Origin of the sequence: Nodosilinea sp. E11, assembly GCF_032813545.1 — a bacterium.
GTDB lineage: Bacteria > Cyanobacteriota > Cyanobacteriia > Phormidesmidales > Phormidesmidaceae > Nodosilinea.
Genome location: NZ_CP136520.1, coordinates 3189465 through 3215979, shown reverse-complemented (window position 1 = coordinate 3215979; position 26515 = coordinate 3189465). Strand labels below are relative to the sequence as shown.

Here is a 26515-nt window from a genome sequence, read left to right as displayed (position 1 = left end):
GATCCTTAGGTTAGCGGTAGCGTTGACGGGCTGCCAGGCGCACCCGTTTTTCGGGGGTGAGTGCCTCGTAGCAGTGGGGGCAGCTGATCCCCGCTTCGTAGTGGGGGGAGGCTTTTTCGGCAGGGCTGATCGGATGGCCGCAGCCCAGGCACAGGTCGTGGTCGGTGGGTTGCAGATGGTGGTCTACGGCAACGCGCTCATCAAACACAAAGCAGTCGCCCTGCCACAGGCTGTCATCCTCGGGCACGGTCTTGAGATAGTTCAAAATACCGCCCTGGAGGTGGTAGACCTGCTCAAAGCCCCGTTCCAGCAGATAGGCAGTGGCCTTCTCACAGCGAATGCCGCCCGTGCAGAACATTGCCACTTTTTTGTGCTGAGCCGGGTCGAGGTGGTTGGCGACGTAGTCGGGCAATTCTCTAAAGGAGTGGGTTTGGGGGTTGACTGCGCCTTTAAAGGTGCCTAGCTCCACCTCGAAGTCGTTGCGGGCATCGATCAGCACCACCTCGGGGTCGGTGATCACCTGGTTCCAGTTGTGGGGATGGATGTACGTGCCGACCTCCTGCCGGGCAGGGTTGACCTCGGGCCGCCCCAGGGTGACGATTTCGCGCTTGAGTTTCACCTTCATGCGCTCAAAGGGCGCTGCCGCCGTGGTGGATTCTTGGTGGGAGAAGGGGCCAACCTCGGGATGGGAGTGGAGCCAGTCTAAAAGGAGATCAAGGCCCTGGCGATCGCCCGCTACGGTCGCATTCAGCCCCTCACTGGCCAGTAGAATCGTACCCCGCAATCCCCAGGCCAGGCAGCGTTCCAATAGCTCAACCCGCAGCGCCCCTGGCTCGCTCAGCGGCACAAATTTGTAAAAGGTGGCAACAACCCAGGTCATAGTGCGATCGCAGTGGGCAAAGTCATCATTATAGAAGCTCGGGCCGAGGTGGCGAGGGCGGTAGGAGACATCCAACCAGGCTTAGGCCTGATCAGGTATTTGCTCGGTATACCTCTGCCGCCGCCCGATGCAGCAGAGAGTGGCGAAAGATCAGGTCATCCATCGATTTGCCGTAGCCGCCGCCGATGACGCAGGCGACGGGGTAGCCTGCTTTAACGCAGGTTTCTAGCACGTAGCGATCGCGCCCGTAGATCCCCGCATTGGTCAGCGCCAGTTTGCCCAGCAGGTCATCGCGGTGGGGGTCAGCCCCGGCATCGTAGAGCACCAGGTCAGGCCGCACCTGGGCCAGCAGATCGGGCACATACTGCGCTAAACAGTCTAGATAGGCCTGATCTTCCATGCCCAATGCCAGGGGCACATCCAGGTCGCTGGCCTGCTTGCGGGCAGGAAAGTTCTCCTGGCAGTGCATGGAGAAGGTAAATACATTGGGATCATCGCGAAAAATCCAGGCGGTGCCGTCGCCCTGGTGCACGTCTAAATCCAAAATCAGCACTCGATTGACACGACCCTGCTGTTGCAATACACGGGTAGCGATCGCCAAATCGTTAAAAATACAAAACCCTGATCCGTAGTCAGGAAAAGCGTGGTGGGTGCCCCCAGCGGTGTTGCAGGCCAGCCCTCGCTCTAGGGCCAGCTTGGCGGTGAGAATGGTGCCCCCCACCGCCGTGCAGGTGCGCTTGACCAAAGCAGCACTCCAGGGCAGGCCAATGCGGCGCTGGGCCTTGGCATCGAGGGTGCCAAGGCAGTAGGCGTTCACATACTCACGGTGGTGAACAAACTCTAGCCAACTCTGAGGCGGTTCGCCGGGCTGATAGATCTGGTCGGGGGTAATCACGCCGTCGCGCAGCAGGCGATCGCGCAGCAGGCGAAATTTGGGCATCGGAAAGCGATGCCCGTCGGGCAGGGGGGCGACATAGTCGGGGTGATAGATAACCGGAAGCTGACTCAACACCCCAGGGGAAAAGTTTCTATATATCTACATGAATGATGACAGCGATCGCCGCTGTCGCACATCTAGGGCATGGGCGACGCTGCCCTCAGACCAATCTAGCGCCAGATCGGTACCCTCGGGCACTACCGCCGGAGCGTAGGGCTGCACCGCAGTGGCGGGCTTTGGCGGCGGATTCACCGGCTGGGGCCGAGACACTGAACGGCGCTGAGCCTGGGGAATAGGCCTGGGCTTTGGCGGCGGCGCAGTCGGCGCTGCCGGGGGCAGCTCAGAGGGGGTTTCAACAATTCTGAAGCCGGGCACTACCACCCCGTCACGCTGGGGTGAATAGGGAGCTAGACGCTTAGGGTGAGGTGGTCGGGCCGGGGTCGGAGCCTGGGCGACGGGGCGAGGACGCACCTTTTTGCGTTTTGGGCGGGCCGATGCCTTGATCTGCTGGGTCAGCACAAAGCAACCAAACCCACACAGGCCCAGCAGGCTAATCAGGCCCCAGGCCATCACCCCGCTAAATTGCGGCTCGGCCTCAAGAGGCTCGACCTCAATGGGCTCAACCTCGGAGGCGGATGCTAAGGATTGGGGTGTAGCAACGGTGATCGGGGCCTCGCGAACGGGCATATCTTTCACCGGTTCATTGAACATGAGGCCGTGGTAGGCGATCGCCGACACACAAACCAGCACCAACCACAGCCCCCCCAACAAGAACAGGGGTCGATAGGTCAGTAGCCGCGCCCAAAACAGGCCAGAGATCACCGCCGGATCGCGAGCCTCGGAGAAAGGCTCAGGGGGAGGTGGCACAGGGGGTCGAGAGAAGTGCTGGGCCATAACGTCACCTAGAGCCACCGGTTAATAAGCTCAGCGTCGCCAATGCTGCCAATTTCAATATCAAAACACTCAATTTAGAACCAATTGTAGGCGGTCTTGCCCGTGGTTACCAGCCTTGGGTGGTTGGCTGGGGGCGGCGCTATAGGTTCATGCTGCCCACGCTAGGGCTACCTCTATCGCAACACCATAGCAGGCACAAAATCTTGGGGGTTTTGGGCCACCCAGCCGGCGCTAGAGTTGAGTCGCACTTCAAAGAAGAGAAACGAGTTGGCCCCGCTCCGCGTCGTGCCCCCATTGCCATCACCGGGTGCGACAGCCCCCAGGCGATCGCCCTGGCGCACCGTCTGCCCAGCTCGAACATCTAGGTTGGCCAGGTTGGCGTAGCGGGTTTGTAGCCCCTGGGCATGGTTGACGACCACCAGGTTGCCGTAGATCGCATCAGTGCCAGCAAACGCGATCGTGCCTGGCCCCACCGCAAGCACCGCGTTGCTCGGCGGGCTAGCCAGAGCAACGCCTGTGTTAAATACCAGCTTGCCCTGGGCTGGGTCGGGCTGCCAGCCATAGTTGACAATTACCTGCGATCGCTGGGGTAGTGGGTAGCCCCCCAGTGGACTGGCTGACGCCGCCGGGGCCGAGGCGGTAGTGCGCACCCCCGGAAACCAGTTGACCCCTGGCACAAAAACGCTAGCGGGCACAGTGCTGACACAGCCATTGACCTCAAACAGCACATCGGCCCGGCTATTGTAGGCCTCGGCCACCTGCTGCCAGGTTTGCCCTGGGGCCACAGACACCCGCAGACCGTTGTAGGGCGGAATCAGCAGCTCTTCGCCAGGTCGCACAGCGCCCCCTTGGACGGCGGCATTGAGCCCCATGATGGTGGCGGGCAACAAACCGTACCGTTGAGCAATGGTGTCTAGGGTTTCGCCCTGGGCAACCCGGTGACGGGTCAGCCGCGACAGCACTGGTTGAGGACAACGTGACGAGGTGGTTGGGGCGGTAGTTTGGGCGATCGCCCCAGGTAGCAAGGCCCCCTCTAACACCAAGGCGGTGGTCAGCCCCGTGAGCAGCATCGCTGGTTTCATCGCGCTCAGCCAACTACAAGTTAGATAGAGATGGGTCGCCCGCTGTGGGGTCCATCGCTGAAGCCCAAACGGGCCTGAGCTGGGAGCGGCCCAATTGAGAAACCAGTGTTTTATAGAATCGTAAACTGCCATGACGAGTCGCGTTTCAATCCACCTTGACTTAGCCCCATGCCCCAAAGGGGTACAGCCCCTATAATAGGCAAGACAGCCTCGATTGCTCAGGGGTTGCCTCCGATTTTCCGAGGCACCGTCTAACCCTGCGATATTATTCTCTTCAAAGAGTGTTCGTTAGAGTATGACCATTCCCAGGGGCCAGGCCGCTTGGTTACATAGCTCAGGGCAGCCTCAGCAAGCCAAGGCGGGCGGCCAGGTTACACAGGCACAGTAGCAGAGGGCAAAGACATGAACTCGTTGCCAAAGCAGGTTCCCCAGCAGGTTATGTGGATAGCGGCAGCCCTCATGGTCGGGGGCGGTGCGGGTTGGGCCGGTCACAGCTATGTGTCGCAAGCGAACCTGTCTTCCGCCTCGGCTGAAGCGGCCCCAGGGCTGACCGCTGAGACAGCTCCTGCCCTTAAAACATCACTCATTCAGAGCGCTGATCCACCCTCTGAGGCGTCGGCCTCAGCCCAGATGGGGGCTAGCCAAAATTTTATTGCTCTAGCGGTAGAGCGGGTTGGCCCTGCGGTAGTGCGCATTGACGCTGAGCGATCGGTGCCCAATATGACCCCCGACGCCTTTAATAACCCGTTCTTTCGGCGGTTTTTTGAAGAAGAAATACCCCCCTCGAACCTGCCCGATCGCCTAGAGCAGGGCACTGGCTCAGGGTTTATTCTCTCCGCCAGCGGTCAAATTCTCACGAACGCCCACGTGGTAGAAGGGGCTAAAACCGTAGAGGTAACCCTGCGAGACGGGCGCAAGTTTGAGGGCCGCGTCGCCGGGGTCGACTCCGTTACCGATGTCGCCGTCGTCAAAATCGAAGCGGAGGATCTGCCAGCGGTGCAGCTGGGCAGCACCCAAAACCTGGCTCCGGGGCAATGGGCGATCGCCATTGGCAACCCCCTCGGCCTCGACAACACCGTCACCGCTGGCATCATCAGCGCTCTGGGCCGCAGCAGCAACCAGGTGGGCATTCCCGACAAACGTGTGCAGTTCATTCAGACCGATGCCGCCATCAACCCCGGCAACTCCGGTGGGCCACTGCTCAACGATCGCGGTGAAGTGATCGGCATGAATACCGCCATTCGGGCCAACGCCCAGGGCCTCGGTTTTGCGATCCCGATCGAAACCGCCAAGCGCATTGCCGATCAGCTGTTTGCCACCGGCCAGGTGCAGCACCCCTTCCTCGGCATTCAAATGGTGGAGCTATCCGCCGAAATGGTCGAGCGCATCAACGCAGAGCAACAGCTCAACCTTAAGCTCGACGATGACGACGAACCCGGCGTGCTGATTGTCGGCGTGATGCCCAATAGCCCAGCCCGCGCCGCTGGGCTAGAAGTTGGCGATGTCATTCGCGCCATTGAGGGCGTGCCCGTAGACAGCCCCCCTGATGTGCAAGCCCAGGTAGAAGCCAGCGCCATCGGCGATACCCTCACCCTCGAAATTCACCGCGATGGCCGCGACCAAACCATTGCTGTCAAACCCGCTGCCATGCCGTCTGATCAGCGGTAGCGGGCAGGGAGAAGGGTGGCTAGGGTTAAAGAGCCAGGGGAGAACTTGCCCCTAATCGATGGGTTTGGCCAGCCTCGCCCCGGTACGCAAAATTTGCCCGGCCAGCACCGCCGCGCCAAAGCCGTTGTCGATATTGACGACGCCAATGCCCGCCGCACAAGAATTGAGCATGGTGAGCAGGGCCGATAGCCCGTTAAAGCTGGCTCCATAACCGACGCTGGTGGGCACGGCCACAATGGGGCAGTCGGCCAGCCCAGCCACCACGCTGGGCAAGGCCCCTTCCATGCCCGCGACCACAATTAGTACGTCTACGTCGCGAATGAGCTGGCGGTGGCGCAGCAGGCGATGCAGCCCCGCTACCCCCACATCCCATAGCCGCTTGACCTGAAACCCGCTCAGCTCGGCGGTGACGGCAGCCTCTTCGGCCACGGGTAGGTCGGCGGTACCCGCCGTCAGCACCCCAATAATGCCAGGGTGCTGGGCCTGCCAGTGCAGCGGTACCAGAGCACAAATGCGGGCCATCTCGTAGTACAAGACCCCTGGAATCTGCTGCTTGACCTGAGCGAACACCTCGGGTTCGATCCGAGTCGCCATCACGACAGGGTTGTGCTGATGCAGGCTACGCATGATCTGCACAATTTGGTGAACGGTTTTGCCCGGCCCCCAGATCACTTCGGGAAAGCCGGTTCGCAGGGTGCGATGGTGATCGACCTTGGCAAAGTCGTCAATGGGTTCAAAGTCGAGATATTTGAGCTGGTTAAAGGCAGCATCAGGGCTGAGCTGACCTTGAGAAACAGCGCTGAGTAAAGCACGAAGAGCGTCGGGCTGGGTCACAGGGGAACCGGGGCAGGGTAGAAGGGCAGAAATAAACAAGCAGGTAAACCATGGCTGGCAGCATTAGGCCAGATCAGGGTTGGGGAAAATGTCACAGGGTTGACATATCCAGGCTACCTCAGTGACATACTCGCCCCGTACATTAATGATTAATCGTTCACTCCTCAACACCACAAGCGCCGGAGCTAGCTCCGGCGCTTTTTTGTCTTTGGGCATCCGGAAAGCCGGAGGGCAATTCTGTATTAAGTAGCCAGGCTCCAATCCTAAATCCTGTTTGGTCACCCCCCGGTTCAGCAGGGCGCATGCTGTGCGCCCTACGGCTTGGCCGTTGGAGAATCGGGGTTAGGCAATTCGGATTTGGTGTAACTCCATAGCCTGCCGCTGGCTGGGCCGGTGGCCTTTTACCCCCACGGGGGAGCATACTTGTCCTATCTATTAAATGTAAGCGTTATGAAACGGCCTCTACACGCGATCGCTCTGGCCAGCCTAGGCCTAGTGTCTCTGACCCTGCCAGCCCTCGCCCGCCCCGAGATTGCCAGCGGCGACCAGCTACTCACCACCGATGTAGAGGGTTGCCTGACCCGAGCCGACCGGCTGATTGCCAACCTCGGCGTACAGTTTGACCAGGGCGGCATCGATCGCACAGGCTACTTCGAAGATGGGGCCTTTCGCATTCTTTGCTATGGCGCTGGCGATGACAGCAGCCTAGCCGTTGTGTTTGCCACCCATGAGCAATCGGCAGATGTGGCCGCCAGCTTCATTCAAATGATGCTGGGTGAGCTATCGCAGGCGGAGACGATCTCGCAACAGTAGGCCTGGCGAGAGGGTAGCGGGCAGAGCCTGATCCTATAAAACAGAACCAATCGCTAAGCCGATCGCAACTAAGCCAAAGGCAAAAATAGCCGCCCCGGCTAGCCGATTTAACCACTTCAGCCGGGTGGGCGTCAGCCTTTGGCTAAATAGCGTGACCCCCCAGCTCAGGCACAGCCACCACAGGGCCGACCCCAAAAACACCCCAAAAATTAGAGCCAGCGAGGCCCCCCACGACTGACTGCTGTCCACCAGGCCCAGCCCGGCAAAAATTGCGATAAAAGAAAAAATAGTCGCGGGGTTGGTCAACGTCAACACCAGGGTTGAGGCGTAGGCTCCCCACAGCCCGCGACTAGAGAGCTTGGCGGCCTCGCGGGCTGGGTCGGCCCGTAGCGTGGTGAGGCCCAAATAACAGAGGAATAAGCCACCCATGAGCCGCAGCATCTGGGTATGGTCAACCAGCAGATCGGCAACGGCGGTGAGGCCAAAGCCAGCGATGCAGCCATACAACCCGTCGGCGGTGGCGGCCCCCAGCCCCGTGACCAACCCCATCCACCGACCCTGGGTAAGCGACCGGCGAATGCAGAGCAGCCCAATGGGGCCGACAGGAGCCGCGATCGCCAGCCCCAGCCCCATGCCTTTTAGCAACGTCCAACCTTCCATAGCCCCTCCTTACGGCTCGCTCAAGTGATCCAGCGATGGCACCTGGGTTTCTTTTACCGTGGACAGCACGATTAGGGTACGGGTTTTGACGACTCCTGCGATCGCCTTGAGGCGATCGGTAATCAGCGACTCTAGGGCGTGAGTATGGCGGCAGCGCACCTTGAGCAGGTCGTCGTCGCCTGTGACGTGGTGACACTCCAAAATTTCGGCGGTTGCCATAGTTTTTTAACATAGACAATACCTGTAGGGGCGTTGCATGCAATGCTCTTACAGGTGTCTGCGCTGTAACATCCTGTATCCCCTCCATCAATCCAACCTCCATCTCTACCTTTCGATAGAGAAAATGTGGCACCTTAGGAATGGCGCTTTTCACTGCTCTGTTGGGAGAGGATTATGGTTTCTACAATTCGCGGCTATTTGCAGCCCATTGCTGACTTCTTTGCCGGGTTTGGCACCCCGGAACCGATTGTGCATTGGGGCCACCCGGCCATGATGGGCATCGTCATTTTTGTGATGGGTAGCTTTACCGCCTACATGGGCTGGAAGGGCCGCATCGGCGACGACGACCCCCAGAAAAAAGCCGAAAACCGCCACACCCACAAGCGTCTGGCCCTGTGGATGTTTACCTTTATTAGCCTGGGCTACACGGGCGGCGTGCTGTCGCTGGTGATGCAGGAGCAAGACATCTTTCAAAGCCCCCACTTTTGGACGGGCAGCCTGGTGATTGGTCTGCTGGGGCTAAATGGGGCGATCTCCTTTAGCAAATTTGGCGGCGGCAAAGACTCGTTGCGTACCGCCCACGCCTACCTGGGCAGCGTTGCCTTGGCGGTGATGTTTGTCCACGCCTTTTTGGGCCTGCGGCTGGGTCTTTCGATTTAGATGTTGTCGGCGTGATGGCAGAACGCCAACATCAAAAGCCAACCCCCTTGGTTACGATAAGGCATACGATATTGCGCCGGAAGGACTGGGGCTATGACGTCTACTCCGCTGCCTACCCCTCCTGCTACCGATCAGCGTGTGGTTTACGGTGGCATTAGCTGGCAGCAGTTCAAGCTGATTCAGGCTGGGTTTGCCCAGTCGCCGGGGGTGCGGCTGGGTTACTACCACAACACTATCGAGATTCTGATGCCAGGGCGCGACCACGAAATGTTTAGTCGGCTGATTGGTTTCTTGATTGGCCTGTTTTGCCTAGAGAAGGGGATCGAATTTGAACCCACTGGCTCTATGACTCAGGAAAAAGAAGGGGAAGTCTCAGCCCAGGCGGATGAATCTTACTGTTTTGGCGCGTCAAAATCCATGCCTGACCTGGCTATTGAGGTGGTCTTTACCAGCGGTGGCATGGGCAAGCTTCAGCGCTACCAGGCGCTCGGAGTACCCGAAGTGTGGTTTTGGGAAGATGGTGTGTTTAGCCTATACAGGCTGCAAGGTGATAGGTACGAGCCGATTACCCGCAGTGAAATTCCAGAACTCGCCACTCTGGATATAGCTCTGCTGAGCCGCTGTGTGTTGCTAGGTCAAACGTCTCGCTTAGAAGCCGCAAACGAATTTCGCCAAGGGCTGTGATTCTAGAATTCGCCTTTTGAAGGCAGAGATTGAACCAGGGTAAGGCCCCCACAGAAAGCAGTTTTCTGCGGGGGCTTTTGCTTACTCTGCCGCTGGGGCGTAGCGGCGGGTGTGGATGGCGAGGTATTCGCCCTCGCGACCGGTGGGGATGAGCTTAGACCAGCGATCGGGGTCGGCGTAGCCGATCGCCCCGAGGTGGTGGATGGTGTCGCGCACGGCACCGTAGTCGCCAATGGCAATTAGGCGCACCAGTTCTTGGTTGCGCACGGGTAGCTGAAATTCATAAGTCATGGGTGTTCACCTTCGGTAAAGAAAACGGGGAACCGCCTAGAGCATCCCGTAAGGGTGCCGTACCGAAGGCTTGACCTAAAATAGGCTCAGGCATTTCGGCTTAGCTACGATAAGTCGGAATGATTAGGGGTTTGGGAGAGCTGGTACCTCTCTCATTCCCCGCCTAAACCATTCTCCGCAAGAAATAATGTACTAAATGCGCTCTAAAAGCTCAACCGTATTCGCAAAAGGTCATTAAAAATGTACGAACTACAAACTGAGCTTATGGCCATAAGTGTTCGCTACGATACCTTGACCCATTTAATTGTGATGCGCTTAAATAACGGAGCCAACGGAGCCATTTTTAGTTTTCCTACTATTGCTCAAGGGTTAAGCCATGCTGCACTAAAAGGTTCAGCCATGGTCTAAATCCCCCCCAGCGGCACAGGGTTACATTGGAAAAAGCTAGATGCCGACCTCAAAAAATCAGGCATATGGATTCTCAGCTCTTCTCGAAAGAGAAATTATTTCAAAGATATCAGAATCACTTAGTTCTCGGCAGCCTAGCCCCACGTCATCAAGTATCTTTCTTGTGCTTTCTACATCTAAAAGCGTAAAAGGAACCCCTAATATATTATTGGATAATATTTTTGCCTGCTGAAAGCTGACAAACAGGTCTTCCCTGTAAGATTTATAAAACAAGCTATCGGATCTACACATCAGAGCAGGTTGTCGCTCATCTTCTCGCGTGATAACAACGAGACGTGATGAAAAATCTATGCGAAACAAAGAAACTGTATCAACTAAAGCAACTGTTATATTTAGAGCTGGCTCTTGTGCCTTCCATGCATATGCAGATATAATTGCAGAATAAAGTTCTAAGCGAACTCGCAATCCCGTCCACGGCTTATCTTTTGCAGCAGATCTTAATTTCCCTCTAAATGACGAATAGTAATTACATGTTTTTTCGTTGGTGGGATCTAAGATTATCAAAAATATATTCTTGGTGGTATTATCTAGCCTTGCTTCATTAGCCAAGTCGGGAAGCGTAACTGAACGGAAATATCTTCCGGTGTTACCCTTATACCAATATTCTGAAACTCGATCTCTTCCCTTTTTTAGCACTCCCGAAATATGGGGCGAGTCCACAATCTCCATAATGGCTGATTGTTCCTCTGGAGGATTCAGCCAAAGAACCAAACAAGCAATACTTATAGATGTAACGAGAGCAGCCAACAAATTATCTAAGATCGAACTAATGATTCCTGAAGCGGATGCAGTTGGCTTTCCCGAAAAATACGGAACCATAAAAAATCTTGCAATAAGCAAAGATATAAATGCAAGAAACGAGCTGCCAAAAAGCAACCTTTTTTGATATTTTTTAACTAGCATAGGAATTACTACAAGGATACTGAGGGGTTATCAGAACAGCTTAGAGATACTACCAAGAGCCATTGTCAAAATGTGGCTGGGAATAATATATTGATCTTAAAAAAGTACGAGTTTGGCCACTTGAGTCGACATAGATTTTCCTGCCATGTGACACTTTGTCGTTAGCTATAATTATCCCCTGACCTGACAGAAGCCGTTTTTCAAAGAGAAAAGAAGAGCCAGATTTCGTTTTCTCTTTTAGATACTCACAGGCGCGCTTAAAATGACTACAATCTTTAAAATCATAATTCCAAGACGAAGTCACATCTATCGAGTACCTAGTAAATAAATCATTATTCCTTAGCAGAAAAGCTGGGCCAAAAGCAAAGTCACCGCAATCCAAATTCTCTCTTTTCAAACACATACAATCAAGTAAGGAGATGGCAGCTTCCATGTCTTGCTCGGCAAGTTCAACGAAGGCTGCTACAGAGTTAAATATAATACTCTCACCTCCACTAATTGCAGGATTAACGCATAATAGAATAGATGTCTTGATGGAACCTATCGCTTCGAGGGTTCCATCTACATGAAGATTCTGTTCGGAAGCAGTAGTGAATGCATGCAATTTAGTTTGAATGACCGTATTAGGCTGGTTGATCATTTTTCCATTCAAGTGAGATGAAATTATATTCACGCCCTTGCTATAAAGATTGATAATATTACTGCCTTTGTAGCGACATGGAATATACGGTTCACCAAGACATAAGATTGATTCCAAGGTTTTTATGATATCAACATTAATTTCGCAAGATCTGGAATCAAATAAAGCAAAGCCTTGATTCACGTATCTTCTGATGATTTCTCTAGCTTCTTCTTGAAAATCATTGCTATCAAAGTCAATCTCAACAGGTGATTCACTAACAACTTCGCCAAACCTGCATCGATATATACTTTTGGGTGAAATGCCTTTAAGAAAAGCAATAAGATCTTCTTTAGTTATTAGATTATCTATCATGAGGCCAATTAAAAATAAATATAAAAGCCGGCGAATCATTTTGCCAGCGATTATAGAACAAGTCTCCGGTTATTGGCATTGTATAAGATAGAGTCAGAAGAGTGGCTTCAGCAATGTGCCTTCTCCAAGTCGCAACGGCAGCGTTCTCGCCTATGACTACCGTCCTCAACCTAGACGCACTCACCCGCAGCCTGACCAGAGAGCAGTTTATCGGTCTCTGTCAGAGCAACCCAGACCTTCAGCTTGAGCGATCGCAGCAAGGAGAGTTAATCATTGTGAGCCCAGTTGGTGGTGAGAGCGGCAACCGAGAAGCGACCCTAATTACTAAAGTCGGCATTTGGAACGAGCAAACCCAGCTTGGGTATGTCTTTAGTTCCTCCACCATCTTTAGCCTGCCAGAGGGTGGCGATCGCTCTCCAGATGTGGCTTGGGTCGCTAAACCTCGCTGGCAAGCCCTTAGCCCCGCCGAGCGAGAAACGTTTCCGCCCATCTGCCCCGATTTTGTGATTGAGTTGCGCTCTCGTAGCGATCGGCTTCAACCCCTACAGGCCAAAATGCAGGAATATCTAGCTAGCGGGCTTCGCTTAGGTTGGCTAATTAATCCCCAAGATCAGCAGGCAGAAATTTATCGCCCTAACAAGGCTGTTGAGGTGCTGCAACTACCTGCACCCTTGTCTGGAGAAGATGTGTTGCCAGGGTTTGCGTTAGTTCTGTAGAAACCTCAATCAGCCCTAAATTTGATGCTTATGCTTGGTCAAAAAGCGATCGAGCTGGTTGGCGAAGGCTTGGGTATCGCGCTGGTTAAACGGTCGGGGGCCACCAGTTTCTACCCCACCGCTACGCAATTCATGCAAAAAATTTCGCATCGATAGGCGTTCGCGAATATTGCCCTGGTCATAAAATTCGCCGCGCGGGTTGATCGCATAGGCTCCCTTTGCGATCGCATCAGCCGCCAGAGGAATATCTGCCGTAATCACCAGATCGCCAGGCTGTAGCTGCTGAGCAATGTAATTATCAGCCACATCTAAACCCGATCGCACCTGCACCGCCTCAATATAGTCAGACCCAGGAATCTGCAACTCCTGATTGGCCACCAACGTAGTTTTGACCTGCACTCGTTTAGCAGCCCGAAACAAAATTTCCTTAATCACATTCGGGCAAGCATCCGCATCAACCCAGATCTGCATGGTTTATGCTTCCGTCTTAATAGCGGGGGCTGCATCTAAACGTTCTGCCAACCAAACTTTAATAATAGCCTCACGCTGAATACCCAACCGCTGGGCTTCCTTATCCAATGCAGCCAACATCCACTGGGGAAAGGTAATTTCAATCGCTCGAGGCTCTAATCCGGGGCGTCTAAGTGTAGATAGATCAAAGTATTCTAGAACGTCTTCGCCTTCGTCAAATTTGCGATCTAGGTCTTCAGCGTTCATAGAGCAATACCTCATTATCGCGAGAACGACGTACAGAAATAATCCGAAGGTTTGTACCTCGATAGGTAACAATTGCAGACCAAATTTTCCCTTCAATTGTACCAATCACCAAAGAACGAGGTTCCACCGCTGATGTAGCCTCTAACTCCACCCGGTATTGATCACGCCAGAGTAGTTTAGCTGTTTCAAAGTCAATGCCATGTTTAGCTAGATTGCTGCGGCTCTTGTTAGGATCATACTCAAACTGCACTCTGAAGCCCTGCGAGACACCAAGACGTCTAACAGCATAAGTCTAGCAAGCGCAGACTTACCACCACTCAAGGAGAGCTAGATGACGTTGGCAAAGGCTAGTTGGCTCACTCGCTCTGCAAGATCTCTTGATAGTCTTCGGCCTTGAGCTTGCGCTCCATCAGCGCCGCCACCGCTTCTTCAGCAGAAATATCGCCCTTAAGCAACAGGTACACCTGCTGCGAAATCGGCACCGAAATTTGCTCGCGCTGGGCAATATCGTGGAGCACGTAGGCGGTGTTGACCCCCTCAGCAGTGCTGCCCAGTTCTTCTAAAATTTGCTCTAGCGGTTTGCCCTGGGCCAAGCCATAGCCCACCCGGTAGTTGCGGCTGAGAGAACTGGTGCAGGTCGCCAGCATGTCGCCCAAGCCCGAGAGGCCCAAAAAGGTTTCGGGCTGGCCGCCCAGGTGGGTGCCAATCCGCATCACCTCCGGCAGGGCGCGAGTAATTAAGGCCGATCGCGCATTCGAGCCCAGGTTTAACCCCTCGCACACACCGACGGCGATCGCAATTACGTTTTTCAGCGTGCCACCCAGCTCGGCCCCCAAAGGGTCGGGGCTGCGGTAGGCACGAAAGTTTTCGCCGGCAAATACGTGCTGGGCAGCCTCGGCGGCGGTTTCGTTGGCGCAGGCGATCACAGTGGCAGCGGGCAGCCCAGCTTCGATCTCTTTAGAGAGGTTGGGGCCAGAGAGCACCGCCACGGCATGGTTGGGAAAGGCCCGCTGGAAAATCTGCGAGGGGGTCAGCGTCGTTTCGGGGTCGAGGCCCTTGGTGGCGGTGACCAGCACCGTCGTTTCAGGAATATTTAACTCCTTCAACCGCTGCACCAGATCCGGCACCCCCTTCATCGAGATTGCCGACATAATCACCTCTGCTCCGTCCACCGCCTCTTCGAGCGATAGATCGCCGCTGCGCGACCACATCCGCACCCTATGGTCATTGCTGTTGGCAATGTGGGCTAGCGCTTTGCCCCAGGCACCAGAGCCAAGAATGGTCAGGGTAACCTGGCGGTGTTTGTAAGCCTCGAAGACTTGGGCCGGGGTTTGGGTGGCAGTGAGCATGGTGATTAGGTGGTGGGGTGGAGGGTAGATGGGTGGATGGGTGGATGGGTAGGTAGGGGTGAAGGGTGAAGGGTGAAGGGTGAAGGGTAGAGATCCTACCCATCTACCCCCTACCCATCCACTCCTAATTAGGCGGTTTGCAACGAGAGCGACGCTTGCCCCAGAGCATAGTCGGGAATGCAGTTGTCGGCCATGAACTGGTGGTAGGCGCGAATGTTGCGATCGCACAGATCCTCACTCCATCCACAATACTCGCGTAGCACCTGGGCCACTACGGGCAGGGCATCAAAGCCATAGTTGTGGTGCATGGCCACGGTGGTGCGGCGGCGCAAAATATCGACAAAGGTGTGGGCCATCTCAGCCTGGGCCGCAAAGACGATTTGAGCCTGAATGTCGTGGGCGTACTCGACGATGGGCTGAGCCAGGGCGGGGTTGTCATCGACTAGGGCCAGCAGGTCGCCCGTTCGAGCCCCGTAGATGCCGATCAAATGGTCGAGCACGGGGGTAGAAATCCGGTGGCGGTAGCGATCGTGCCATTCGCCGACTTTGGGGTTATCGAGCAGAATGGCACCGGGCAGCGATCGCTTATGGGTGGGGCAGGCGGGCACCGACTCACCCCGATGACGAAAGACCGCATTCACAAACTCTTCGCCCACCTGGCGATGGGTCGTGAGTTTGCCGCCAATCAGCGAGATCAGATTCTTGGCACCCTCTTTGCCGTGGTCGTGCAGAATGTGGGCGCGGCTAATGCTGCCCGCCTTTTTGCCCTCGGCGTAGGGCAGGGGCCGCACACCAGCGTAGGTAAAGCGCACATCCTCACGGGTGAGGTGGGCCGCAGGCAGTACGGCATTGGTCTCTTTAAGCAGGTAGTCGATTTCGGCGTCATCGGCCTTCACGTTATCGAGAGAGCCACTGTAGCGCTCGTCGGTGGTGCCAATCAGGTATTGGCCCAGCCAGGGAATGATGAAAAAGGGCCGTCCGTCCGATTTGGCCTCTACGTATAGCGCCGAGCCAGGCGCACCCGGAAAGGCATCGACAATAATGTGGCTCCCCTTGGTGCCGCCAATCTTTTGCCCCTGGCTAACTGGCGATTCGCTGAGGCCGCAGACCTCATCCACCCATGGGCCAGAGGTGTTGACTACTACGGTTTGGTCGTGGGTGGTCACCTCAAAGGTTTCATCACTCAGCACATCGCGGCAGGTCAGCCCAGTAATGCGCTGAGCGCTGAGGTGAATATCGTCTACCTGGGCATAGTTTAGGGCGATCGCCCCGGCCTGCTGGGCATCAAGAATATTTTCTAAGCACAGGCGCTCGGCATGTTCAGACTGGCCATCGTAGTATTGGGCCGACCCGGCTAGCTCATCGGCATCCATCGCCCGAAACAGCTGCCGGGTCTTCTGGCGCGACAGCATGCGGTGGTTGGGCAGCGACTTGTCGTAGCTGAGCACGTCGTAGAGCACCATGCCCACCTGAATGACCCGGTAGCTGCGCGAGCCGCTGCGATAGATCGGAATCGTCATCTGGAGAGGTTTGGCCAGGTGGGGCGCATTGCGTAGCAGCACCTCCCGCTCATGCAGCGACTCGCGCACCAGATGAAACTCGAAATATTCTAAATAGCGCAACCCGCCGTGAATTAGGCGGCTCGACCAGCTAGTGGTGCCACCGCCAAAGTCGCCCTTATCAATAATGAGCGTTTTAAGCCCCCGCAAGGCCCCATCCCGAGCCGTGGCCGCACCGTTGATGCCGCCGCCGATCACAATCAGGTCGAAGGGTTGGTTGGTGAGGGTTTGAAGATTACGCATGGGGTAGGAGTGGATGGGTGGGCGGGTGATCAGGTGGACGGGTGGATGGGTGGGCGGGTGGATGGGTAGCCTAGGCAGATCCCAGGGTTCTGAGACAGGATGGGGCTACGACAGATAAATTTGTGAGAGAACCCTGGGATCTGACCTGCGTAGACCTGCGTAGGGTGGGTACTGCCCACCACCCACCTAAAGCTAACCGAGAGAATCGCTGGGCTTTGAAGCACAGGGTGCGATCGCAGACAGCTAGCGATCGCACCCGCTACAGGTCTAAACGTTGGTCAGCCATGATCTCCCTCTACAAGTGACGACCCAATAGCGCGAGGAGATCCCAGGGTTCTGCGGTGGGTGGGGCTGTGACAGACCAATTGGGACAAGAACCCTGGGATCTGGGCTTAGCCTAGCGAGTTGGTCTTGAGCCTAGGGTAGGGTGGGCAGTGCCCACCCTACGGGTTATCGGGCAGCGGCATGATCAGGCGATCGCCAGTTCCTTCTCAGGCTCGGGCTCAGGCTCGGGTTCGGTCATATCGACCGCATTCGCTTCCCTAAACATGTGGTTGGCCCACTGCTGCACATCGTACTCAGTGATGGCCTTGTGCATGGTTGCCATACGGCGCTTTTGCTCCTCAAGCGGCATGTCGAGGGCAATGTCGATGCACTCGTCCATATTCTTGTCAGAATAAGGATTGGTGAGCACTGCATCGGGCAACTCCACCGCTGAGCCGGTAAATTCTGACAGCACCAGCACGCCGTTTTCGCCACCGTGGGCAGCGATGTATTCTTTAGCCACCAGGTTGAGACCGTCGCGCAGGGGCGGAATCCAGGCGATGTCGGCGGTTTTGTACAGCGCCATCAGGTCATCGAAGGGAATCGGCTCGGTAAACAGCGAGATCGCGTTCCAGGTGAGGGTCGAGTATTTGCCATTGATCTGGCCAACCAATTGCTCAATTTCGCTCTGGGCGGTTTTGTAGACCCGCATACCAGCAGCGGCCTTCACGGCAGTCATGATCAGGTTGACCTTGCCGCGCAGCTCGGGGCGACGCTCTAGCAGACGCTCGAAGCAGAGCAACATTTCTTTTGCGCCCTTCACATAGTCAACCCGGCCCGCCGAGACAATCAGCTTGTTGTCGCCAATGTCGTTGCGGATCTCGGCGACCCGCTGCTGCACCGAGGGCTTGTTGACCATCTCGTGAATGTAGCCGGGGTTGGTGCCGACGGGGAAGGCGTCAACATTGACCGTGCGGCCTTTGTACTCAAGCCGGGTGGTCATGTCGGGTTCGGCCAGGGCGGTACCGAAGGGGGTAAAGGCCTCGGGCACGGGCTTGCGTTCGACCAGCTTCACATCGCGCAGGCTGCGGGCGGCGGAGACAAAATTCTCGACGTAGCGGGGAATGTGAAAACCGCAGAGATCGCAGCAGAGCAGGCTGTCGATGATCGCCTCGCGCCAGTGCAGAATGTTGAACACATCGGCGGCGGGGAAGGGGGTGTGGTGGAAGAAGGCGATCTTCACATTGGGCATTTTTTGCCGAATGTAGAAGGGCGTTAGCCACAAGTTGTAGTCGTGAATCCAGATCAGGGCGTCGTCGGCAGCCTCTTCGCAGGCGGCGTCGGCAAACAACTTGTTGATGTACTGAAAGTTTTCCCAGTCAGAGCTTTCGTAGGTGAAATGCTCGGGGAAGGAGTGAAGAATCGGCCAGATCGCCTCTTTGGCGGTGATGTAGTAAAAATCTTTGACCCGCTCAGCGGTGAGGGGAATGCGGCGGATAACGGCGCGATCGCTCCAGCCTTCCATGGTGACGCGGTCGTCAAAGCTTTCCTGCTGATCTTCGGCCACCTGTTTCCAGGCCACCCAGGTGCTGCTATCGGCGTTGGCAAAAAAACTTTTTAGGGTCGGCACAATGCCGTTGGGGCTTTTTTTCTCGCGGTAGACGGTTTTGCCGTTTTCAACGACCTCGTCGTAGGGTTCGCGGTGATAGAGAATAACTAAAGAGGATTTCATTATGACTGGTTGCTCCTGGCTTTTTTGCTTTTGGCAATGGGCGCGGGACGGCTGCTGGGCAAACTCCACACGTACTGTTACATTACGTAGCAATTCTATGTATATAGACCTACGCTGGCATCTACCTGGGGGTATATCCCTATGTCTATAGATAGATGCCGTGCCCGAATTCTATGATCTTTGTGAGTATTGCCCAAATCTTGAGGGCTGGCCGGGGGCCTCAGATGGTGATTTGGGGGCGCTGAGCCAACGCTATCTAAACGTCCAGATTTCCCTCATCCAGAGGAATGTAGGGACTGGCCCGACCCAGCGGTAAAGACGAAAGGCGCAGGGTAATAAGAATTTTTAGCTCAATGAGACGATACCCATAGGTCGAAGGGGCTTGGTAGGCTAGATCTGCTGCTGCTCCTAGCGTTTCGTCCTATGCCAGTGCTTTCTGCCCAACCGTCTGCTCAAGATACCGCCTCAGAGGCATTGCCCAGTCAAACCGTGGTGCTAAATGTCAGCGGCATGAAGTGCGCCGGATGCGTGCGGGCCGTCGAGAATCGATTGGCCCAGGTAGATGGGGTGCGATCGGCTACGGTCAATCTAGTAACCGAGGTGGCGGTGGTCGAAACCAAAACCGGGTCTGTTACTGCCGAAGACTTGGTAGAGCAGGTGTCTCAGGCCGGCTTTACCGCTACCCCTCGCGCCACCGACGGCGATGGCGATGACCTGACCGCCTGGGTAGAAGCGAAGCGAGCGGAACAAAAGCAGCAGGGGCGGCGGCTCGGGATTGCGATCGCCCTCCTAATTCTCTCCACCATTGGCCACCTCAACCACTTTGGCTGGCTGACGATCCCCATCCTCAGTGACCTGTGGTTTCACGCCGTTTTGGCGACGGTAACCCTGGCGTTTCCGGCGAGAGAAATTTTGGTCGATGGCTGGGCCGGTCTGCGGCGATTGACCCCCAATATGAATACCCTGGTGGCTCTGGGCAGCGGCAGCGCCTACCTGGCCAGTGTAGTAGCGCTGGTGTTCCCTGACCTGGGCTGGGAGTGCTTTTTTGAAGAGCCGGTGATGCTGCTGGCGTTTATTTTGCTGGGCCGCACCCTAGAGCAGCGGGCGCGGTACCAGGCGGCAGATGCGCTGCGATCGCTAGTCGAACTCCAGCCCGCCGTGGCCCGACTGATCTCTAACCCCGCCACCGCCGGGGCCGCCCAAACCGGCGTCGAGGTGCCCGCCCGCTGTGTGCAGGTAGGCGAATGGGTGCAGGTGCTGCCCGGCGAAAAAATCTCCGCCGACGGCACGGTGGTGGCGGGCCAAAGCACCGTGGATGAGTCGATGCTGACCGGCGAGTCGATGCCGGTGCTGAAGCAGCCCGGTGATAGCGTGACGGCAGGCACAGTGAACCAGAGTGGTGCGATCGCCCTGCAAGTGACCAGCACCGGCCAAAACACCGTGCTGGCCCAGATGATTCGCCTGGTAGAAACGGCCCAAAGCCGCAAGGCCCCGATCCAGCGGCTGGCCGACCTGATCTCGGGTTACTTCACCTACGGGGTGATGTCTTTGGCCACCCTCACGTTTTTGTTTTGGTACTTCATCGGGCTGCACCACTGGCCCCAGGTGATGCACTCGGCCCTGGGCATGGCCCACATGGGCCACACCATGACCTACACCTCCTCGACTCTGCTGGTGAGCCTGAAACTGGCGATCGCGGTGATGGTCGTCGCCTGCCCCTGCGCCCTGGGCCTGGCTACCCCCACCGCCATTCTGGTCGGCTCGGGCCTGGGAGCAGAGCGCGGCCTGCTGATACGCGGCGGCGACAGTCTCGAAACCATTCACCACCTCGATACGGTGGTGTTCGACAAAACCGGCACCCTCACCCTGGGCCAGCCCCAGGTCACCGAGGTTCAGGTGCTGGCAGATGACCTGACCGAAACCGATATTCTGCAACTGGCCGCCACCGTCGAGAGCGGCACCCAGCATCCCCTGGCCAAAGCCATCCATCAAGCTGCGGCCGCGCGGGAACTCGATCTGTTGCAAGCCGACGAATTTGATACCCAACCCGGCCTCGGTGTGGCCGCTCACATTAGCTGGCACGACATCGTGCAGCCCTGCGCCCTGGGCAATCAGCAGTGGATGAGCCAGCGAGAAATGGTGTTGGATGGTGACGTGCAAGACCGGGTCAAGGCCCTGGCGGAAGCGGGGCAGACAGTGGTGTATGTGGCGCTGAGCGATCGCGTGGTGGGGCTGGTGGCGATCGCCGATCAGCTGCGTCACGATGCCGCTGCGGTGGTCAAAGACCTACAAGACCAGGGGCTCCAGGTGCGGGTGCTGACCGGGGATAGGAAAGAAGTGGCGGATGCGATCGCAGCCCAGCTCAACCTCAACCCCAGCCAAGTCACCGCCGAAGTTTCCCCCCAGGGTAAAGTAGACGCGATTCGTCAGCTCCAGGCCGAGGGGCACACCGTCGCGCTGATGGGCGACGGGATTAACGATGCGCCTGCGATCGCCCAGTCCGATGTGGGCATTAGCCTCCACTCCGGCACCGACATCGCTATGGAAACCGCCGATGTCATTCTCATGGGCGACCACCTCTCCGCCCTACTCGAAACCCTCACCCTCAGCCGCGCCACCTTCAATAAAATTCGCCAAAACTTAGCCTGGGCCTTTGCCTACAATCTGGTGGCGATCCCCTTAGCAGCAGGGGTGCTGCTGCCCACTGCCGGAGTTAGCCTCAGCCCCGCCGCCGCCGCCGGCATGATGGCGTTTAGCTCTGTGGCGGTAGTAGTTAATTCGTTACTGCTACGTCGGAAGTTGCCTAATGTGCTGACAGCTTGAGAGTGCAAGAGTGAACGTAATTTTGCACACACAAATTTTCTAGTGAGAAATAACTGATATATCTCTTTTTCAGGCTTCACCCCAATGCAAAGATGGATCCGCGTTCTTGTAAGATGGATTGCTAACCCTTATGCCAAACCAATTGTGAGCAGTTGGCTCAAAGAGCAGGTCAATTCAGTGAATAAATATGAGAGATGGTCTCTTGGCATTGAAGTCACAGGTTTTATTGCTGTTATAATCTCTATTCTTTTGTTATCACAGCAAACGCATGCACAAGTCGAATCACTATACAGCAGTTCATATGCGGCGGTTGTCGACAAACAACTTTCATTAACAAGTATTTTTATTGAAAAGCCAGAATTGGGCTCTTATTTCTTAAAGAATGATAAACCTAATATCGACCTCAAGGATCTGGAAGAAAGCGATCTTAATGCGTATTACCAGGCTATAGCTATGGCCGATTACTACTTAGATTTCTTTGATTTATTCCATGACCAAGTGAGCTATTTTCTTCCACATTCTCGTGACCCTAAAGGTGAGTCGTATTTGGGTTGGGAAAACTATATCACTGAAAGCTTCAAGCAAAGCCCCATACTATGTCAAAGATTAGCGCAGGTTCAAGATTGGTATACACCTGGGTTCAAAGAATTTTCAAGATGTTTTCAAAAAGGATACTAGCCCTTACTGAACCTGGGTAAATATAGAGAGAATGCAATAGTTGCAGCTATTAATAAGGCATCGTCTTTGATCCATGAAATTCAGCTTGAAAACGTTGGCGATTGGAATCTGTTTAATTGAGCGAGGCTCTTCAACTACGAATGAAGAGCCTTCTAGAAAAGAAAAAAGCAAATCAACTCACGACTGATAAAATTGCTGCGCTAGATGCGATTGGCGAGCTAGATAGCATTTTGAATCGGGTTAACGCAATGCTGGCCGCTTAAGCCAAGCTAATTCACGTTTTGCGGAGGTCTTTGCCAACGCTCCTGCGTTGACACCGCATCCCCAGACGCTCCTGCGTCCCCTTAAGTACGGGACGCAGGAGCGCCATCATAGGCAACGATAACGTGGCCATCAACTCTGCGAGGCTCAGATGCGATCGCAGGTTGAGGAAGGCAGCTCTGGCAAAGTTTAGCGATCGGCATTGAAACTGGAACCTTTGCTATAGATAGTTAGTCTAGGGCTTAAAACCATAGCAGCTTAGCGCTATAGGACTTAGTTGCTTACTATTGCTTGAGAATTTTTCTTGGCTTTTCGAGAACTTTGCAAAGGGTCTACTTGAAATGTCAAGCTGTGTCGAATAACAACAGCTAACCAGCCTTCAACGAGGCTTGAATATTTTGTATTAATTGTCACGCAGTGTAGAAATGAGATTCTGGTCTCTTAAAGTAGTATGGCAATTCACAAAAAAAGACTCCTCGGAGAATTTAAGAGAGCCATAAACTTTGGCAGGCGACACCTCGAAGACATATTTATTTTTCAAAACTTCTCTGGAAATCTCTATCGCAAGCGAATTCTTGAGCATGCTGAAACCCTGCCGCCTCTTTGCTCAGAAGACTCTGCCCTAGTTAAACAACTCAGGCAGGATGGTGTAGCAATCACCTCTTGCAACGATCTCGCGATTAATTCTACTCCTTTATTTTTGGAGTTTGCCTACAAAATCAAGGAGAAATTATCAAGGGAGAAGCCTGGCAATGTTTTCAAAGAATTATTTTTACTAGCCTCACCCTCTCTAGTTAGCAATCACTCAGAAATATTTCTTTGGGGATTAAACGAAAAGTTTTTGAACATAGCTGAGACTTATTTAGAATTGCCGGTCGCCTACCACGGAATGTATTTTCACCGAGACTTTGCCAATGTCAAGCCCGCCAAATCAAAGCTCTGGCATCGAGATATGGAAGACTATCGTTCTCTAAAAATCATAGTTTATCTGAATGATATTTATGATGAGTCCTGTGGTCCAATGCAATTCATTCCCAAGAGTATGGGTGAAAAAGCATTAAAGAAGCTCGGTCGTAATTACGGCTACATAGAGGATTCACTCATGCAAAGCCTGATACCTTCCCATAGCTGGCAGTCTTGTCTAGGGCCAGAGCAGACTGTTATTTTGATGGATACGGCGCAACTTTTTCATCGGGGCAAGGTTCCTCGATCTGCAGATCGCTTCGCTATTTTTTTCGACTATACTTCCAGATATCCTAAGCGTCCTTACTATTGCAAGTCATCTCTGCCCAAGGAAAAAATGCTTTCTTTAGCATCGGGTTTGTCTGATCAACAGATAAAAGCTCTTTTTTGGCGAGATGTTGTTGATTAAGTTCCAGATCGCGACGAACTGCGTCAAGAGTTTCTTGAGCTGAGGATGAATATGTTCGTCAAGCGTTGAGTTTTGCAGCGTCTTGTCTCGTCATCCTCATATTTATGGTGAATGCAGGGTAAGCAGGGCGGCTGGCTTAGCTCCGGCGATCGCCGCACCGATTCGTTAGAATCAAGCCGATTACTCCAGGGGCAAACCATGGCAAAGCCAATCATCATCACCGGGGCGTCTAGCGGCATTGGCTACGAGTTGGCCAAAGTCTGTGCGGCCAAAGGCCACGACCTGGTACTCATTGCCCGTCGCGAAGATCGATTGCTAGGGCTTAAAGACAGCCTTCAAGCCGCCCATGGGGTGCAAGTGCTCACCTACCGGGGCGACCTTACCGATGCCAACACCCGCTACCAATTTTTTGACTGGACTCAGTTTAAAGGCATTACCCCCTATGGCCTCATCAACAATGCCGGGTTTGGGGCCTTGGCCCCCTTTGCCGAAACCGATTGGGATCAGCAAAATGCCATGCTTCAGCTCAACATTGTGGCGCTTACCCATTTGACCCGGCTATACCTGCCAAGCATGATCGCCCAGGGGCAGGGTCGCATTCTCAATATGGCCTCGATCGCAGCCTTTTTGCCGGGGTCTTATATGGCGGTCTACTACGCCAGCAAAGCCTACGTGCTGTCATTTACCGATGCCCTCGCCACCGAGCTAGAGGGGACTGGGGTCACAGCCACCACCCTCTGCCCTGGCCCAACCGAGTCTGAGTTTCAAGATAAGGCGGCCATGCAGAATGTAGCCATGTTTGATGCTAAAAACTTGCCCACCTCTGGGGATGTAGCCATCTACGGCTATCAAGCGATGGAAAAAGGACAACGGATTGCGGTTCACGGCACCAAAAACAAAATGCTGACCCTGGTGACCCGGCTGTTGCCCCGCAAAAAGCTGGCTGAAATTTCTCGCGATACCCAAAAGCCCGCCTAGGAGGCACAAGGTGAGCGATCGCGCGATGCAACAGCGCCTTTTAGGGCATCTAGAGCAGGTGGCGCGCGATCGCAACCCCTTCTTCGCCTCTGCCCACCACTTTTTTGTGCAGCAATACATTCAGCAAGAATTCTCCCGCTGGGGTGACGTTGAAAGCCACACCTTTGATTTTCAAGGCCAAAAGCATACCAACTGGATCTTGAACCTGCCGGGCCAAGATCTCAATCGCCTGCCCATTCTCGTCGGGGCTCACTACGACTCAGTGCCTGGCTCCCCCGGAGCCGACGACAACGCCACTGGCCTAGCAGCGTTGCTAGAGTTAGCCCGCGCCTTTAGCACCCAGCCCGGCAAATCTCCCCTGCGCCTGATCGCCTTTGACTTAGAAGAATTTGGCCTAGTCGGCAGCCGTTGCTATGCCGCCGACCTGCATCAGCGGGGCGAGTCGATACAACTCATGCTCTCGCTCGAAATGCTGGGCTACTGCTGCCACCAGCCCCATTCCCAGACCTACCCAGCAGGGTTAGAGCGCCTCTATCCCAACCGGGGCAACTACATCGCCCAGATTGGCCAGTGGCAGAGTCTACCCACCATGGTGCAGTTATGGTGGGGGTTTCGGGCCGCTGGGGTGCGTAGCCAGTGGTTGCCAGTCATCCAGCAGGGTAGGGCGGTACCCGACACCCGCCGCAGCGACCATGCCCCCTTTTGGGATTTGGGCTATCCGGCCATCTTGATTACCGACACGGCTAACCTCCGCAACCGCCACTACCACCAGCCAACCGACACCCTAGAAACCCTAGATCTGGCGTTTCTCACCCAGGTATGCCAGGGGTTACTCCACGGTTTGCGCCGCCTGTAGCTGCTGAGCGTCGGCCCCAGATTTGATCACCATCGCCGGGTCAACCCAAGCCCCGTCATATTTCATACCCCAGTGCAGGTGGGGGCCAGTGGTGCTGCCAGTCATGCCTACCCGGCCAATGCGCTGGCCAGAGGCCACCATCTGCCCCTGGCGAATTTCAATGCCCCCGGCGCGATCGACCAACACCCGGCCCCCTTCTTTTTCGATCACCACGCTGCCCTGCATGTGGCAGTAAATGTGGGTCCAGCGGCCTGACTGAATAATGGCGGCGGTGCCACAGGCGGTGTGGTCATGCACGTCAATCACCTTGCCCTCCCACCAGCTACGAATATAGCTGCCCATAGGGGCGGCCAAATCTAGCCCATAGTGAAAGCGGTGGCCCCCCATGGGGTGCTGCCGATAGCCAAAGGGCGAGGTGTAGCGGGAGAAATTTTCTAACGGAAACGACGCGCCCAGCCAGGGGTGGGCCGAAGCGGTCTCGGCGACAGCCCCCAACTCGTCGGCAATGCCCTGGGCGGTCGATTGAATCAGTTCTGCCATCATGCCAATGCCGACGCTTAACACCACAATCCAGCTCAGGGCCTGCGCCCCGCCACGGTGACCATTCATATTTGCAAAACTTGAGTGGCTGAAATTTGCAACAGTACAACTGCTTCATAAGCATAGTTCATTTGTACCAAATCACCAAGATTTACTGCCAGCTTGAGTTAGACCGAGTCGAGGCAGTTTAGACAAAGTTCTCCCCTGCTACTGTCATCAGGTCGTTCAGCCGATAGATATGGTCGGGGCTAAAGTCTGCAATTTTGAAGAGGAGCCACTTTGGCACTGGGGTTGATGCAACCAACAACAGGCTAAAGGCGATCGGCGATCGCACGGTAAGGCGATGTTTGGAAAATAATTTTCCCAATGGTGAGCAATGCCCACCCTACGGCAGCTACAGTCGCTGGATTAAAGCAGACATCTTCTTCTCCAAAAATCGC

Annotated in this window: 29 protein-coding genes; 11 read left to right on the top strand and 18 right to left on the bottom strand. The window is 55.1% G+C overall.

The window, feature by feature from the left end:
• Positions 1-10: 10 nt before the first annotated feature.
• From RRF56_RS16365 to RRF56_RS16350, 4 genes are all read right to left on the bottom strand, one after another.
• Complete coding sequence (locus RRF56_RS16365) at positions 11-880, bottom strand: rhodanese-related sulfurtransferase (protein WP_317034245.1); 870 nt, start codon at positions 878-880, stop codon at positions 11-13.
• A gap of 91 nt (positions 881-971) precedes the next feature.
• Complete coding sequence (locus RRF56_RS16360) at positions 972-1820, bottom strand: histone deacetylase (RefSeq protein WP_410510622.1); 849 nt, start codon at positions 1818-1820, stop codon at positions 972-974.
• Positions 1821-1916: 96 nt separating this feature from the next.
• A complete protein-coding gene (locus RRF56_RS16355; protein WP_317034243.1) occupies positions 1917-2684 on the bottom strand; it encodes a hypothetical protein in 768 nt (255 codons plus the stop codon).
• A 200-nt stretch (positions 2685-2884) separates the two neighbouring features.
• Complete coding sequence (locus RRF56_RS16350) at positions 2885-3793, bottom strand: M23 family metallopeptidase (RefSeq protein ID WP_317034242.1); 909 nt, start codon at positions 3791-3793, stop codon at positions 2885-2887.
• 402 nt (positions 3794-4195) lie between these two features.
• Between RRF56_RS16350 and RRF56_RS16345 the strand changes: the two genes are divergently transcribed.
• Positions 4196-5461: an HhoA/HhoB/HtrA family serine endopeptidase gene (locus RRF56_RS16345; protein ID WP_317034241.1), complete on the top strand. Its 1266-nt coding sequence runs from the start codon at positions 4196-4198 to the stop codon at positions 5459-5461.
• Between the two features lie 51 nt (positions 5462-5512).
• On the opposite strand, the gene larB is transcribed toward RRF56_RS16345, so the two are convergent.
• Entirely contained in the window at positions 5513-6295 is a 783-nt protein-coding gene (larB, locus tag RRF56_RS16340) for a nickel pincer cofactor biosynthesis protein LarB (RefSeq protein ID WP_317034240.1), read from the bottom strand.
• 450 nt (positions 6296-6745) lie between these two features.
• Between larB and RRF56_RS16335 the strand changes: the two genes are divergently transcribed.
• Complete coding sequence (locus RRF56_RS16335; protein ID WP_317034239.1) at positions 6746-7108, top strand: hypothetical protein; 363 nt, start codon at positions 6746-6748, stop codon at positions 7106-7108.
• A 33-nt stretch (positions 7109-7141) separates the two neighbouring features.
• Here the strand turns inward: RRF56_RS16335 and RRF56_RS16330 are convergent, their stop codons facing one another.
• On the bottom strand, positions 7142-7768 hold the full coding sequence (locus tag RRF56_RS16330) for a LysE/ArgO family amino acid transporter (RefSeq protein ID WP_317034238.1): 627 nt from the start codon (positions 7766-7768) through the stop codon (positions 7142-7144).
• Between the two features lie 9 nt (positions 7769-7777).
• A complete protein-coding gene (locus tag RRF56_RS16325) occupies positions 7778-7987 on the bottom strand; it encodes an Lrp/AsnC ligand binding domain-containing protein (protein WP_317034237.1) in 210 nt (69 codons plus the stop codon).
• A 174-nt stretch (positions 7988-8161) separates the two neighbouring features.
• Here RRF56_RS16325 and RRF56_RS16320 point away from each other — a divergent pair, with 174 nt between their 5' ends.
• On the top strand, positions 8162-8647 hold the full coding sequence (locus RRF56_RS16320) for a DUF4079 domain-containing protein (RefSeq protein ID WP_317034236.1): 486 nt from the start codon (positions 8162-8164) through the stop codon (positions 8645-8647).
• A 93-nt stretch (positions 8648-8740) separates the two neighbouring features.
• The gene (locus RRF56_RS16315; protein ID WP_317034235.1) at positions 8741-9331 is read left to right on the top strand and encodes a Uma2 family endonuclease; all 591 of its coding nucleotides are present in this window, start codon (positions 8741-8743) and stop codon (positions 9329-9331) included.
• 81 nt (positions 9332-9412) lie between these two features.
• Here the strand turns inward: RRF56_RS16315 and RRF56_RS16310 are convergent, their stop codons facing one another.
• Complete coding sequence (locus RRF56_RS16310) at positions 9413-9622, bottom strand: hypothetical protein (protein WP_317034234.1); 210 nt, start codon at positions 9620-9622, stop codon at positions 9413-9415.
• A gap of 240 nt (positions 9623-9862) precedes the next feature.
• On the opposite strand from RRF56_RS16310, the gene RRF56_RS16305 reads away from it, so the two are divergent.
• The gene (locus tag RRF56_RS16305; protein WP_317034233.1) at positions 9863-10030 is read left to right on the top strand and encodes a hypothetical protein; all 168 of its coding nucleotides are present in this window, start codon (positions 9863-9865) and stop codon (positions 10028-10030) included.
• A 57-nt stretch (positions 10031-10087) separates the two neighbouring features.
• On the opposite strand, the gene RRF56_RS16300 is transcribed toward RRF56_RS16305, so the two are convergent.
• Positions 10088-10993, bottom strand: coding sequence for a hypothetical protein (locus RRF56_RS16300; protein ID WP_317034232.1), 906 nt, complete (start codon positions 10991-10993; stop codon positions 10088-10090).
• A 49-nt stretch (positions 10994-11042) separates the two neighbouring features.
• Positions 11043-12026, bottom strand: a complete 984-nt coding sequence (locus RRF56_RS16295) for a TauD/TfdA family dioxygenase (protein ID WP_317034231.1) — start codon at positions 12024-12026, stop codon at positions 11043-11045.
• Positions 12027-12139: 113 nt separating this feature from the next.
• Here RRF56_RS16295 and RRF56_RS16290 point away from each other — a divergent pair, with 113 nt between their 5' ends.
• Positions 12140-12703, top strand: coding sequence for a Uma2 family endonuclease (locus RRF56_RS16290; protein ID WP_317034230.1), 564 nt, complete (start codon positions 12140-12142; stop codon positions 12701-12703).
• A 15-nt stretch (positions 12704-12718) separates the two neighbouring features.
• On the opposite strand, the gene RRF56_RS16285 is transcribed toward RRF56_RS16290, so the two are convergent.
• The 6 genes from RRF56_RS16285 to ggpS form a co-directional block, all read right to left on the bottom strand.
• Positions 12719-13174: a YaiI/YqxD family protein gene (locus RRF56_RS16285; protein WP_317034229.1), complete on the bottom strand. Its 456-nt coding sequence runs from the start codon at positions 13172-13174 to the stop codon at positions 12719-12721.
• A 3-nt stretch (positions 13175-13177) separates the two neighbouring features.
• Positions 13178-13420 carry a type II toxin-antitoxin system BrnA family antitoxin gene (gene brnA, locus RRF56_RS16280; protein ID WP_317034228.1) on the bottom strand — a complete coding sequence of 81 codons (243 nt, stop codon included), beginning with the start codon at positions 13418-13420 and terminating at the stop codon, positions 13178-13180.
• Entirely contained in the window at positions 13410-13670 is a 261-nt protein-coding gene (locus tag RRF56_RS16275) for a BrnT family toxin (protein ID WP_317034227.1), read from the bottom strand. The genes brnA and RRF56_RS16275 overlap by 11 nt, the downstream gene beginning before the upstream one ends.
• Positions 13671-13776: 106 nt before the next feature.
• Positions 13777-14769 (bottom strand): NAD(P)H-dependent glycerol-3-phosphate dehydrogenase, encoded by a 993-nt coding sequence (locus tag RRF56_RS16270; RefSeq protein ID WP_317034226.1) that lies wholly within the window; start codon positions 14767-14769, stop codon positions 13777-13779.
• 128 nt (positions 14770-14897) lie between these two features.
• Positions 14898-16571 carry a glycerol-3-phosphate dehydrogenase/oxidase gene (locus RRF56_RS16265; RefSeq protein WP_317034225.1) on the bottom strand — a complete coding sequence of 558 codons (1674 nt, stop codon included), beginning with the start codon at positions 16569-16571 and terminating at the stop codon, positions 14898-14900.
• A 469-nt stretch (positions 16572-17040) separates the two neighbouring features.
• Positions 17041-18567: a glucosylglycerol-phosphate synthase gene (ggpS, locus tag RRF56_RS16260; RefSeq protein WP_317034224.1), complete on the bottom strand. Its 1527-nt coding sequence runs from the start codon at positions 18565-18567 to the stop codon at positions 17041-17043.
• Positions 18568-18990: 423 nt separating this feature from the next.
• On the opposite strand from ggpS, the gene RRF56_RS16255 reads away from it, so the two are divergent.
• The 5 genes from RRF56_RS16255 to RRF56_RS16235 all read left to right on the top strand — a co-directional run bounded on the left by RRF56_RS16255 (position 18991) and on the right by RRF56_RS16235 (position 25535).
• Positions 18991-21390: a heavy metal translocating P-type ATPase gene (locus RRF56_RS16255; RefSeq protein WP_317034223.1), complete on the top strand. Its 2400-nt coding sequence runs from the start codon at positions 18991-18993 to the stop codon at positions 21388-21390.
• Between the two features lie 84 nt (positions 21391-21474).
• Positions 21475-22068 carry a hypothetical protein gene (locus RRF56_RS16250; protein WP_317034222.1) on the top strand — a complete coding sequence of 198 codons (594 nt, stop codon included), beginning with the start codon at positions 21475-21477 and terminating at the stop codon, positions 22066-22068.
• Between the two features lie 712 nt (positions 22069-22780).
• A complete protein-coding gene (locus RRF56_RS16245; RefSeq protein WP_317034221.1) occupies positions 22781-23701 on the top strand; it encodes a hypothetical protein in 921 nt (306 codons plus the stop codon).
• Positions 23702-23899: 198 nt separating this feature from the next.
• Complete coding sequence (locus RRF56_RS16240; protein WP_317034220.1) at positions 23900-24679, top strand: SDR family oxidoreductase; 780 nt, start codon at positions 23900-23902, stop codon at positions 24677-24679.
• A 25-nt stretch (positions 24680-24704) separates the two neighbouring features.
• A complete protein-coding gene (locus tag RRF56_RS16235) occupies positions 24705-25535 on the top strand; it encodes a M28 family peptidase (RefSeq protein WP_410510621.1) in 831 nt (276 codons plus the stop codon).
• Here the strand turns inward: RRF56_RS16235 and RRF56_RS16230 are convergent.
• Together RRF56_RS16230 and RRF56_RS16225 are read right to left on the bottom strand one after the other, a co-directional pair.
• Positions 25509-26144: a M23 family metallopeptidase gene (locus RRF56_RS16230; RefSeq protein WP_317034218.1), complete on the bottom strand. Its 636-nt coding sequence runs from the start codon at positions 26142-26144 to the stop codon at positions 25509-25511. The genes RRF56_RS16235 and RRF56_RS16230 overlap by 27 nt on opposite strands.
• 118 nt (positions 26145-26262) lie before the next feature.
• Complete coding sequence (locus tag RRF56_RS16225) at positions 26263-26442, bottom strand: hypothetical protein (RefSeq protein ID WP_317034217.1); 180 nt, start codon at positions 26440-26442, stop codon at positions 26263-26265.
• Between the last annotated feature and the right edge of the window lie 73 nt (positions 26443-26515).

Excerpts from the sequence above, each read along its gene's own strand:
- RRF56_RS16365 (WP_317034245.1), bottom strand. The coding sequence starts at position 880 with ATGACCTGGGTTGTTGCCACCTTTTACAAATTTGTGCCGCTGAGCGAG.
- RRF56_RS16360 (WP_410510622.1), bottom strand. The coding sequence starts at position 1,820 with ATGCCCAAATTTCGCCTGCTGCGCGATCGCCTGCTGCGCGACGGCGTG.
- RRF56_RS16350 (WP_317034242.1), bottom strand. The coding sequence starts at position 3,793 with ATGAAACCAGCGATGCTGCTCACGGGGCTGACCACCGCCTTGGTGTTA.
- RRF56_RS16345 (WP_317034241.1), top strand. The coding sequence starts at position 4,196 with ATGAACTCGTTGCCAAAGCAGGTTCCCCAGCAGGTTATGTGGATAGCG.
- RRF56_RS16335 (WP_317034239.1), top strand. The coding sequence starts at position 6,746 with ATGAAACGGCCTCTACACGCGATCGCTCTGGCCAGCCTAGGCCTAGTG.
- RRF56_RS16330 (WP_317034238.1), bottom strand. The coding sequence starts at position 7,768 with ATGGAAGGTTGGACGTTGCTAAAAGGCATGGGGCTGGGGCTGGCGATC.
- RRF56_RS16325 (WP_317034237.1), bottom strand. The coding sequence starts at position 7,987 with ATGGCAACCGCCGAAATTTTGGAGTGTCACCACGTCACAGGCGACGAC.
- RRF56_RS16320 (WP_317034236.1), top strand. The coding sequence starts at position 8,162 with ATGGTTTCTACAATTCGCGGCTATTTGCAGCCCATTGCTGACTTCTTT.
- RRF56_RS16315 (WP_317034235.1), top strand. The coding sequence starts at position 8,741 with ATGACGTCTACTCCGCTGCCTACCCCTCCTGCTACCGATCAGCGTGTG.
- RRF56_RS16310 (WP_317034234.1), bottom strand. The coding sequence starts at position 9,622 with ATGACTTATGAATTTCAGCTACCCGTGCGCAACCAAGAACTGGTGCGC.
- RRF56_RS16305 (WP_317034233.1), top strand. The coding sequence starts at position 9,863 with ATGTACGAACTACAAACTGAGCTTATGGCCATAAGTGTTCGCTACGAT.
- RRF56_RS16300 (WP_317034232.1), bottom strand. The coding sequence starts at position 10,993 with ATGCTAGTTAAAAAATATCAAAAAAGGTTGCTTTTTGGCAGCTCGTTT.
- RRF56_RS16295 (WP_317034231.1), bottom strand. The coding sequence starts at position 12,026 with ATGATTCGCCGGCTTTTATATTTATTTTTAATTGGCCTCATGATAGAT.
- RRF56_RS16290 (WP_317034230.1), top strand. The coding sequence starts at position 12,140 with ATGACTACCGTCCTCAACCTAGACGCACTCACCCGCAGCCTGACCAGA.
- RRF56_RS16285 (WP_317034229.1), bottom strand. The coding sequence starts at position 13,174 with ATGCAGATCTGGGTTGATGCGGATGCTTGCCCGAATGTGATTAAGGAA.
- brnA (WP_317034228.1), bottom strand. The coding sequence starts at position 13,420 with ATGAACGCTGAAGACCTAGATCGCAAATTTGACGAAGGCGAAGACGTT.
- RRF56_RS16270 (WP_317034226.1), bottom strand. The coding sequence starts at position 14,769 with ATGCTCACTGCCACCCAAACCCCGGCCCAAGTCTTCGAGGCTTACAAA.
- RRF56_RS16265 (WP_317034225.1), bottom strand. The coding sequence starts at position 16,571 with ATGCGTAATCTTCAAACCCTCACCAACCAACCCTTCGACCTGATTGTG.
- ggpS (WP_317034224.1), bottom strand. The coding sequence starts at position 18,567 with ATGAAATCCTCTTTAGTTATTCTCTATCACCGCGAACCCTACGACGAG.
- RRF56_RS16255 (WP_317034223.1), top strand. The coding sequence starts at position 18,991 with ATGCCAGTGCTTTCTGCCCAACCGTCTGCTCAAGATACCGCCTCAGAG.
- RRF56_RS16250 (WP_317034222.1), top strand. The coding sequence starts at position 21,475 with ATGCAAAGATGGATCCGCGTTCTTGTAAGATGGATTGCTAACCCTTAT.
- RRF56_RS16245 (WP_317034221.1), top strand. The coding sequence starts at position 22,781 with ATGGCAATTCACAAAAAAAGACTCCTCGGAGAATTTAAGAGAGCCATA.
- RRF56_RS16240 (WP_317034220.1), top strand. The coding sequence starts at position 23,900 with ATGGCAAAGCCAATCATCATCACCGGGGCGTCTAGCGGCATTGGCTAC.
- RRF56_RS16235 (WP_410510621.1), top strand. The coding sequence starts at position 24,705 with ATGCAACAGCGCCTTTTAGGGCATCTAGAGCAGGTGGCGCGCGATCGC.
- RRF56_RS16230 (WP_317034218.1), bottom strand. The coding sequence starts at position 26,144 with ATGAATGGTCACCGTGGCGGGGCGCAGGCCCTGAGCTGGATTGTGGTG.